This window comes from Bacillus sp. FJAT-28004 (genome assembly GCF_001280845.1).
GTDB lineage: Bacteria > Bacillota > Bacilli > Paenibacillales > Paenibacillaceae > Pristimantibacillus.
In genome coordinates this window covers 3,934,610-3,944,516 of sequence record NZ_LGHP01000001.1, presented here as the reverse complement: position 1 = coordinate 3,944,516, position 9,907 = coordinate 3,934,610, and the positions used below count along the sequence as shown (strand labels likewise).

The following is a 9,907-nucleotide window of genomic DNA, read 5'->3' as shown; positions in this document are numbered from 1 at the left end:
ATTACTTTTTTATCGCTTTTTTCGCTTATCCCGAAGGATTTGCGAGGCAGTTATTACTCGTTGTTCAGTTTTCAAAGAGCAATCTTTTCTTTCGTGTCGACCGCGTATTTCGTATCGGCGACTTTTATAATATATCACATTCGCCCAAGTTAATGCAAGCTTTTTTTTAAATTCTTTTTTTGAAGCTCGTTCGCTTACTCTTGGGGCGAGAACTAATGTAGCATATAATTGATTAAAGAGTCAACCTTTTGGCCAAACCTTTTTCAAATCCGTTAAACCACCACCCATTGAAGCCCAACAATTAAGGCGATCCCAGGAACGCCTAATGTAAGTACGGTTCCTATTGTAATAGGGTTTAGCGGGATATACATCCCTGGTACGAGCCCCGAATAGTTTAACAAATACAATAACCCAGCCGCCAAAACAACATGAAGCGAAAAACTCCGAAGCCATCCCCACGATAACTTGTTTTTTAACAGTACGGCTGCTAACAGGAGAGAAGATCCGATAAAAATAGATAACCAAACTGCCTTCATACTCTCACCCCTCTCCAAGCTGGCCAGTTGTTGCTTGTACGTTTTGCCAAACGAAGTAGCATCTCATATCGCTTTTCTGCTGTGATCATACAATATATTGCATAATCAATTTGATCCTTACCGACTGCGTAATCAAAAAAACGGTTCGCATTCTCCCATTCACGGTGCGCCTCAACAATTTCCGCTCGGATATCATCCATTTGGTTGACCGTTATTTTCAACTCGAGCTGCTGCGTACTGCTCACAAATATCCCTCCCGCTTGTCCTTATTACTTAATGATCATTACTATATGTATAAACATGGACATCAGAATAGAACGAGATATTAAATGGAGCATCCTATAGAAACGACAAAAACGGCAGATCGAGTAACTCCTCGACCTGCCGTTTTCTATTTTTCTTTAAGACTAGTTTATTTCTCTACGACCCTCTAATGCTTTGGATAAGGTAACCTCATCCGCATATTCAAGATCACCGCCAACAGGCAATCCATGCGCGATACGCGTAACTCGAATACCAAATGGTTTGATGAGCCTCGATAAATACATTGCAGTCGCTTCGCCTTCAATATTCGGATTAGTTGCCAGTATTAGCTCCTGAACACGTTCGTCACTCAGCCTTCTTAATAGCTCAGCAATACGAATTTCGTCTGGGCCAATGCCCTCCATAGGCGAGATTGCACCTTGAAGAACGTGATAATGGCCTTGAAAATCCTTCATACGCTCTATCGCAACAAGATCCTTAGAATCTTGAACGACACAAATAACGGAGTGATCACGAGATTTATCCTGACAGATTCTGCATGGATCTGTATCGGTTATGTTGCAGCAAACCGAGCAATAGAACAAATTGCGCTTAACGCTTACTAGCGCCTTCGCAAAATCGATGACGTCGTCTTCTTTCATTCGAAGTACATGAAACGCCAGACGGGCGGCCGTTTTGGGTCCAATACCCGGTAATCGCGTAAAAGCATCAATTAATTTCGCTATCGGTTCGGGGTAGTACAAAACTGGGTACAGCTCCTTTCAAGCAAAAACGCCTTCGATGTCACCTGGACACTGAAGCAGCTTTGACGGAGAAATAAAAGATAAGTATGAAGGCACACTATACTTTCTTTTATTTCAAACAGAAGCAATGCTGCTTCTTAGAACAATCCAGGAATTTTCATTCCGCCTGTGAATTTACCCATATCCTTATTCGCCAAATCATCCACTTTAGTTAGCGCATCGTTAACAGCTGTAAGCACAAGGTCTTGCAGCATTTCTACATCTTCTGGATCTACTGCCTCAGGTTTAATCGTAATGCTGAGAAGTTTTTTATGGCCGTTTGCAGACACAGTTACTACGCCGCCGCCTGCAGTACCTTCAACTGTCTTTGTTTCCAGCTCTTCTTGAGCCTTCATCATTTGATCTTGCATTTTTTTCACTTGCTTCATCATTTGGTTCATATTGTTCATCTTAAATCACCTCATCATTAGAATTTAATCTTTATCCTTCACTACTACTAAATCTTCACCAAAAAGCTTGACGGCTTCTTCTACCCATACCGGCCTGCTTGCACCTTGTGGTGCAGAAGAAGATTCAGGCTCAAGCTGAAGCGTCTCACTCTTCTGTGTGCTAGCGCCTTGTGCCGCTGCCGCCTGCCAGTCCTTCATCATAACTGTAACGATTCGGAATGAACCGCCGAGCACATCATGCATGACCTTTTCGATAATCTCTCGATTGGCCGGCTTCTCGGTCGTTTCTCGATGCATCGTGTTCTTAAAAGCAACGAGAATGGCATCATCAGCGGAAGCAACCGGTTCACCGTCTTTTAACCAAGCATGAACCGTAATCTTAGCGTCCTTCACGCCTTGAAGCACATCATTCCATTTCATCCTGAATTGATTAAATTCGGGACTGCCTGCTGACGCAAGGTACGGATCAAGCTTAACCGCCGAGCGCACGACGCCACCTGAGCCGCCAAATGAACTGCGAACCGCATTAGTACGTGCGGCTTGCTTGCTAGCTGCGTTGTCAGAAGACGATGCACCGTTTCCGCCAGCCACTCCATTTTGGATCGCTTGCTCAAGCTTGCGCTCCAAAGCTTCGATCTGCTGACGCAATCGGCCAACTTCAGCCGATTGTCCACCAGTCGATGCTGAAGGTGTTGAACCTCCAGAGGCTGTTCCGCTTGTAGATTGCTCATCGCTTAACGTGCAGAGCTTCATAAGCGCCACTTCAAACAAGGTTTGAGGTTGCGACGCATGCTTTAACTCTACTTGATATCGATTCAGCGTATCAATCATAGTGAACAATCGCTCTGCAGTGAAAGCCTCTGCCATCATTTTGAACCGCTCAGGATCAACGATTCGTTCAGTTACAGCACCTCCCTGAGGAGCAAGCTTCATAACCAGCAAGTCACGGAAATAATAAATTAAGTTTTCCATGCATTTGTCCGCGCTTTTGCCAGCTTGCATCAAGCTCTCCACGAGTGGCATAACAGCTGCTACATGACGATCCTTAACCGCTTCTGCAAGCTGATAGAAATGATCTGCAGCCATGCCGCCTGTCACATCTACAGCTGCTTCGAGTGTAATACGGTCACCTGCAAAAGCAGAAACCTGCTCTAGCAAGCTAATCGCATCGCGCATACCGCCTTCCGACAATCTTGCAATGTAGGCAAGGGCATCTTCGTCGGCTAGTATGCTTTCTTCACGGCAAATCTTAAGCAAGTGCTGTGTCTGCTCTTCAAGCGATACCTGCCTGAAATCAAACCGCTGACAGCGGGAGATAATCGTAGCAGGCAGCTTATGCGGTTCGGTCGTCGCCAAGATGAAAATAACATGCCCCGGCGGCTCCTCCAATGTTTTGAGCAAGGCATTAAATGCCTCGGCCGTAAGCATATGTACTTCATCTATAATATAAACTTTGAACCGCACTTCTGAAGGTGCATATCGCACTTTATCACGAATATCACGAATTTCATCAATACCCCGGTTAGATGCAGCATCTATCTCGATTACATCCATAATATGCCCCGCGGTAATCCCTACGCAAGCATCGCATTCATTACATGGCTCTTCAGCCGGACCACGTTCACAGTTAACCGCTTTGGCCAAAATTTTCGCGGCGCTTGTCTTTCCGGTTCCTCGCGGCCCATTAAAAAGATAAGCATGAGATACACGCTGCTCACGAATTGAATTTTGAAGCGTTTGGATAATATGCTGTTGTCCAACCATGTCCTGAAACGTCTGCGGACGCCAGGCACGGTATAAAGCGATATGTGACACGCAGACCTTTCCTTTCAAGTTGCCTTTTCATTACAACAAGCAAAAATGCCTTCGGCGTCCTTTGAACGCTAAAGCAGCTTTACCCGTTGAAATATAAGATAAGTGTAAGAAAAAGATATACTTTCTTATATTTAAAATAATTGCTATTCCCCTATTATACAACAACTGTGTAGCAAGCAAAACTTTCTTTTGCCAAGGCTGTACCCTATTAAAACAACATCTATAAACAAAAACACCTGCATTCGCTATTTCCGACAAAAACATCGAACAGCGATCACAGGTGCTACTTTTGCTATTAGCAATAATATTAGAAAATTTTAGTACCGTGCACCTACTCCTGATTAATACGACCCAGGCGGCATCCTTGCACTACAGCTCGAGTCAGGCACTCCCCCGGCACATGAACTAATTTGCTTATGGCTGCTTCCTTCCGGACCTGACCAAGTTCACAAACGTCCATTGCGGAGGACCCAACTGTCAACACTGCTCGCAAGTGCCAAGACCCTACATCAGTATAACCTCAAGTAGGAATTCAACCTCGCTACAGCGGATTGCGAGTTACAGGGCACCGCTACCTCCCCATCTAGCACGGCAAAAATAAGTATAGCCGATTCTGTCCCAAAGCGCAACTCACGGTTGAAATTGGACAATATGCTGGAGTCTACCTTTTGGCTTCTACATGGACCTTATACCGAGGCATATTATCCTGTACAACCGACTGGGCTTTTGCTCGCAGCTCTTCCACTTGGCCGTCGGACAATGCTTTATTTACTTTTAGATTCACATGAAGATCCGTTCCGTTAAAATAAATTTGTGTATGCTCGATGCCCGAAATCGGCTTCAGCACCTGCTCAATAAAGTTCCCGTCAGCATTATAATTAAGATACTGATAACGATTCGGTAAATTGGGATTGCTGTTTGAATATCCCATGTATCCATCATGACCGTAGGTTTTCAGCCTATTTTCTTGCTTGCTTCTCCCGTTCCCACAACCTGAGAACATCATAGCTAACACAATCAGACTTACTGCCAAGATCGCAATTTGAAATAAACCTAATCGCTTACTCAAATCGAATGGTTGTTTATCCAATCAAAAAACCTCCCTTCTATCCAATAGGATGGCTGAGGGAGGCTCTTGTATTCTGCCAAATAAAGGCGGAACGATTTGTAGGATTAAATACCGTATTTCTTCTTGAAACGATCGACGCGGCCGCCAGCATCCAGGAACTTTTGCTTACCCGTGTAGAATGGGTGGCATTGGGAACAAACCTCTACGCGAAGACTCGGTTTAACCGAACCAGTCTCGAAGGAATTTCCACAAGCGCAAGTTGCTGTAATGTTGTGGTATGTCGGATGAATAGCTTGTTTCATCTCGTTCACCTCTTTCTGCCCTGAATCGCATGCGGACTCAGAGTTAAATCGCACATCTCGGATTATAGCATGAACTGATTTGCAGTTGCAATGAATAATCGATGATATGGTTAATATTAGCCGAATTTACAGTCTAATTGGTACTTATCGACGCAATGCGGCTGGTGGAACATGCGTATAAGAGCCGATAACTACATCTGGAAGCTCTTCACGGAAAATTTCAAGCATTTGCTTCATCCCGTATATCTCGCCTTGTGCCTTGGGAATAATCGCCAAGTAGCTTTCAGGATCGATATTTAGGTTGCGCATTTGGATGAGTTTAAGTCCGGTACGCTTAACGAAGCCAATCATCGCTTCAATTTCTTCCTCACGGTCTGTGACCCCTGGAAAAATCAAATAGTTGATCGACGTATAAACACCATTGTCAGAAGCATATTTCAGCGATTTCTCAACATTTTTTAAGTTATAGCCCCGAGGCTTATAGTAAGCATTATAGTGGTCATCCAGTGCACTAATCGTACTCACGCGCATGAGATTAAGACCTGCATCGACAATCGCTCGCATGAAATCAGTCAAGCCAGCGTTCGTATTGATGTTAATGTATCCAAGCGAGTTTTGACTACGAACACGCTTCATTGCCTCGACAATAATTTTTGCTTGTGTTGAAGGCTCACCTTCACAGCCTTGACCAAAACTAATGATGGATTCCGGCTCGCGCAAATGCTCAAGCATTATTTCGACGATCTCATCGACAGTCGGCTTGAAATTCATCCGAGTCTGCGGGGCAACAAAGCCGCTATCGTCAGGCTGTTCTGAAATGCAACCGAAGCAGCCTGCATTACAAGAATAGGATACAGGAACAGCACCCTCCCATCTTCCTAGAAACGTGTTGGAAGAGGTTAAGCACTCATAGCCTAGAGCACAGTTGGACAGATGCTTGTAAAGACGATTTTCCGGGTATTTGGCAAGCAAACGCTCCACCTGTATGCCCAGTTCACCGCGGTCACAGTTAAGCGGGTCCCATCTCTCGGGATTATCGCTTTGCTCAGCCGTTACGTAAAAGTTGCCATTCTTCCATACTACGGCCGTATATCCGAACAATGGCAGCTTCTCGTTCTTATCAGCTTTCACATATCCTGGCAAGCAAAGGCGAGTGAATCCTTGCGGAAGCAAAGCTCCGACCGCTTGAGCACCGCCCTGAAGTGCCTGCATCTCGCCTGTACTCGGGTTAAGTCCGATTGGTCTAGTAAATGGAAGGCTAACAAGCGTTGCTCCATTAGGAAGTGGAATTAATTCCTCCTCCATAATTTCGACAATCATATCGCCGCTTCTTCCCAAGGCTATAAAATCGGGATGGTCAAATACATTTCCGTTTTCATCCGCATATACGAGATTCATGTTGTTCTCCCTCCTGCGGTCTTACGATCCGTGCGTGGTTCTAGGCGTAGGACGCCTGCTGGTCGTTGTAGTACTGCTTTTTATGCCGGACCGCTCTGGCTTAGCTTCAACTGTTGTATCAAGAGACATTAGGAACTGTTCATTGTTCTCACTGTCTTTAAGTTTCTTCAAGAAATTATCTACATAATCAGGCGTGTCCGTCATTCCTCTACGGATAGCCCAAACTTTCTCCAGCTCTTCCTTCGTGAGCAGCATCTCCTCACGTCTAGTTCCAGATCTGCGCAAATCAAGTGCCGGGAAAATTCGACGCTCTGACAGCTTCCGGTCTAGATGGAGCTCCATATTACCGGTACCTTTAAATTCTTCATAAATGATATCATCCATACGCGAACCCGTTTCAATCAGCGCAGTCGCAAGTATAGTTAAGCTTCCGCCCTCTTCCACGTTTCGAGCCGAACCAAAAAACCGTTTTGGACGGTGGAAAGCTGCAGGATCGATACCGCCGCTAAGCGTACGGCCAGAAGGAGGAATAACCAAGTTATACGCCCTAGCAAGACGGGTGATACTATCCATCAAGATCACAACATCCTTCTTATGCTCAACAAGACGAAGCGCTCGCTCAAGTACAAGCTCAGCTACTTTGATATGGTTCTCTGGCAGCTCATCAAACGTGGAGGCAATAACTTCACCTTTCACGGAACGCTGCATATCTGTAACTTCCTCTGGACGCTCATCAATAAGCAGGACAAACAATTTGATATCGGGACGATTTTCGGAAATGCTGTGGGCGATTTCTTTGAGAAGCAGTGTTTTACCCGTCTTCGGAGGAGCTACGATTAGACCGCGTTGGCCAAGTCCTACAGGTGCAAGCAAATCCATCATTCGAGTGGAAAGCTTCGACTGTGTCGTCTCAAGCACTAGCTTCTTTTCTGGATAAAGAGGAGTAAGCGCAGGAAAGTGCAATCGTTCGGAAGCCGTCTCCGGGTTCTCGCCGTTAACAGCATTTACTTGCAGTAAACCAAAATAACGCTCATTCTCTTTCGGCGGACGGCATTTTCCCGACACAAGATCGCCGCTTCGCAAATCAAATCTGCGAATTTGAGAAGCTGAAATATAAATATCTTCCTTGCTCGGTAAATAGTTAATAGGCCGTAAAAATCCGAAGCCTTCTGACAAAATATCAAGTACACCTTCCATGAACATAAGGCCACTCTTCTCTGCCTGTGCTCGAAGAATTGCAAAAATTAATTCCTTCTTCTTAAGCGTTCCGTAATAGGGAACTTGAAATTGCTTCGCCAATTTGTAAAGGTCGGTCAATTTCATCTCTTCTAGATCTGCGATCTGAAGGTCTGTCATGTTCTCACCACTTTATTTAATTTTCATTATGATTTTGTATATCTAGTAAAATCATAGGATTGATTAACCATCATTGCCGAATTAGACGCCGTCTATTCCACAGCGTCTGCATCGTCCTATTCCTTATGAAGTGGCTTCCGTTTCACGCCATACTTCCGCACCCAGTCGGCATAAGTTTTCTACTAGATTATCATAACCTCGGTCAATATATTCAACGCCCGATATTTCAGTAACGCCTTCTTCAACAGTCAATGCAGCTACAACTAGTGCAGCGCCCGCACGTAAATCAGCAGCCTTAACTTTAGCAGCGCTCAGCTTACCGCCCTCAATAACAGCCGAGCGGCCCTCGACACGAATATCAGCTCCCATGCGAGTAAGCTCAGGAACATGCTTAAATCTAGTGCCGTAAACATAATCGGTTAAAATGCTAACTCCATTCGCTTGTGTAAGCAAGGTAGTCATCGGGGATTGCAAATCCGTTGGGAAACCCGGATACACAAGTGCTTTTACATCAATTGACGAATAATTTGGTCCGCCAATAATCCGGATGGATTCATCCATCTCAATCACTTGAACACCCATCTCTTCAAGCTTTGCGGTCATCGCTTCCAAGTGCTTAGGAATAACATTATCAATAAGGACATCGCCGCGCGTTGCGGCAGCTGCAATCATATACGTACCGGCTTGGATTCGATCGGGAATAATGGAATGGCGGCAACCATGCATCCGATCGACCCCTTCAATGCGAATCGTCTCAGTTCCGGCACCTTTGATTTTTGCGCCCATGGCATTAAGGAGAGTAGCTACATCTATAATTTCAGGCTCTTTTGCCGCATTTTCAATAATCGTTATCCCTTTAGCCCGTGAGGCAGCTAGCATAATATTAATCGTTGCTCCAACACTCGATACGTCAAGATAAATCTTCGCACCGCGAAGCTCTTTAGCATGAATTCGAATGGATCCATGATCATTCGTTACCGTAGCACCGAGAGCTTCAAACCCTTTAATATGCTGATCGATTGGCCTTGGCTCGAAGTTGCAGCCCCCAGGCATTCCGATCGTCGCTTCACCAAATCTACCAAGCATTGCACCCATCAAATAATAAGACGCACGCAACATTTTCACTTTACCATTTGGCATAGGCTTTGAGACAAGCGCCGAAGGATCAATGCGCATCATATCGCCGTCACGCTTTACGACAGCGCCAAGCTCTTGCAAAATTTCACTATATACAGCTACATCACTTATAATAGGCAAATTATCCAACACAACTTCTGATTCTGCTAAAATAGCAGCAGGTACAAGAGCCACCGCGCTGTTCTTGGCTCCGCTGATTTGAACGGTGCCGCGAAGCGGCCGTCCACCGCGTATCATCAATTTCTCCATCTAATTATAGTTCCTCCCGTAGATTGGAAGAGAATAAAGGAAAAACCGCCAAAGCAAGCGAGTGTTAAACCCACTTGCCGTTATGAGGCGGTTTATTCCTTTGCTCCTGTTATTACACTTGGTTGTTACTTCCGAACAAACGGATTTTTCTTGAAAACAGCCAGCTTCTCACTGAGCACAGCTGTCAGTATTTGCGTTGTTCAAATGCATCAGCGTTAACTGCTTGCATTTAATGAATTGTATTTGTTTTAGCAGCATGTTTCTCTAAAAGGTACATTAACAAGACTCAAATCGATTGGAAGACTAGATATTTTTTGCCGCAGCACATGCTATTGCAACAGTGAATTCAATGTCCATATATTTCAAGGCGCTTTCGCTGACCCTGCGTATAAACGGTGAATTTTCTTCCATAGCAGATTCAACAATCGTTTGTGTAAAAGCCCTGTTGTTAATGTTGAACCGACCTGTTGTATCTTGCTTGCTTTAAGCGCTTGACAAAATTCATTCATAGGAACTAACGAGATCGTTGCCTTCCTCGTAAATGTTATCTTTCTTCCTCCAGCTCGCTCCGACTTGTCATTCTGAGACA

Annotated in this window: 11 protein-coding genes and 1 other RNA gene; all 12 read right to left on the bottom strand. The window is 44.8% G+C overall.

The window, feature by feature from the left end; all coding sequences use genetic code 11:
• Positions 1-272 precede the first annotated feature (272 nt).
• The 12 genes from AC787_RS17255 to AC787_RS35390 all read right to left on the bottom strand — a co-directional run bounded on the left by AC787_RS17255 (position 273) and on the right by AC787_RS35390 (position 9,729).
• Positions 273-536: a pro-sigmaK processing inhibitor BofA family protein gene (locus tag AC787_RS17255; protein ID WP_054025912.1), complete on the bottom strand. Its 264-nt coding sequence runs from the start codon at positions 534-536 to the stop codon at positions 273-275.
• Positions 533-781: a DUF2508 family protein gene (locus AC787_RS17250; RefSeq protein WP_235561000.1), complete on the bottom strand. Its 249-nt coding sequence runs from the start codon at positions 779-781 to the stop codon at positions 533-535. The genes AC787_RS17255 and AC787_RS17250 overlap by 4 nt, the downstream gene beginning before the upstream one ends.
• A 162-nt stretch (positions 782-943) precedes the next feature.
• Entirely contained in the window at positions 944-1,543 is a 600-nt protein-coding gene (gene recR, locus AC787_RS17245) for a recombination mediator RecR (protein WP_054025910.1), read from the bottom strand.
• A 137-nt stretch (positions 1,544-1,680) separates the two neighbouring features.
• Entirely contained in the window at positions 1,681-1,992 is a 312-nt protein-coding gene (locus tag AC787_RS17240; RefSeq protein WP_054025909.1) for a YbaB/EbfC family nucleoid-associated protein, read from the bottom strand.
• 24 nt (positions 1,993-2,016) lie between these two features.
• The gene (gene dnaX / locus AC787_RS17235; RefSeq protein WP_054025908.1) at positions 2,017-3,807 is read right to left on the bottom strand and encodes a DNA polymerase III subunit gamma/tau; all 1,791 of its coding nucleotides are present in this window, start codon (positions 3,805-3,807) and stop codon (positions 2,017-2,019) included.
• Positions 3,808-4,130: 323 nt separating this feature from the next.
• Positions 4,131-4,399, bottom strand: an RNA gene (gene ffs, locus AC787_RS32955) — signal recognition particle sRNA large type.
• Positions 4,400-4,468: 69 nt separating this feature from the next.
• On the bottom strand, positions 4,469-4,897 hold the full coding sequence (locus AC787_RS17230) for a hypothetical protein (RefSeq protein WP_054025907.1): 429 nt from the start codon (positions 4,895-4,897) through the stop codon (positions 4,469-4,471).
• A gap of 83 nt (positions 4,898-4,980) precedes the next feature.
• Positions 4,981-5,178 carry a 50S ribosomal protein L31 gene (rpmE, locus tag AC787_RS17225; protein WP_054025906.1) on the bottom strand — a complete coding sequence of 66 codons (198 nt, stop codon included), beginning with the start codon at positions 5,176-5,178 and terminating at the stop codon, positions 4,981-4,983.
• A 144-nt stretch (positions 5,179-5,322) separates the two neighbouring features.
• On the bottom strand, positions 5,323-6,576 hold the full coding sequence (locus AC787_RS17220) for a radical SAM protein (protein ID WP_054025905.1): 1,254 nt from the start codon (positions 6,574-6,576) through the stop codon (positions 5,323-5,325).
• Between the two features lie 21 nt (positions 6,577-6,597).
• Complete coding sequence (rho, locus tag AC787_RS17215; protein ID WP_054025904.1) at positions 6,598-7,932, bottom strand: transcription termination factor Rho; 1,335 nt, start codon at positions 7,930-7,932, stop codon at positions 6,598-6,600.
• Positions 7,933-8,055: 123 nt separating this feature from the next.
• Positions 8,056-9,318, bottom strand: coding sequence for a UDP-N-acetylglucosamine 1-carboxyvinyltransferase (locus tag AC787_RS17210; RefSeq protein WP_054025903.1), 1,263 nt, complete (start codon positions 9,316-9,318; stop codon positions 8,056-8,058).
• 303 nt (positions 9,319-9,621) lie between these two features.
• The gene (locus AC787_RS35390) at positions 9,622-9,729 is read right to left on the bottom strand and encodes a hypothetical protein (protein ID WP_414730955.1); all 108 of its coding nucleotides are present in this window, start codon (positions 9,727-9,729) and stop codon (positions 9,622-9,624) included.
• Positions 9,730-9,907: the final 178 nt, after the last annotated feature.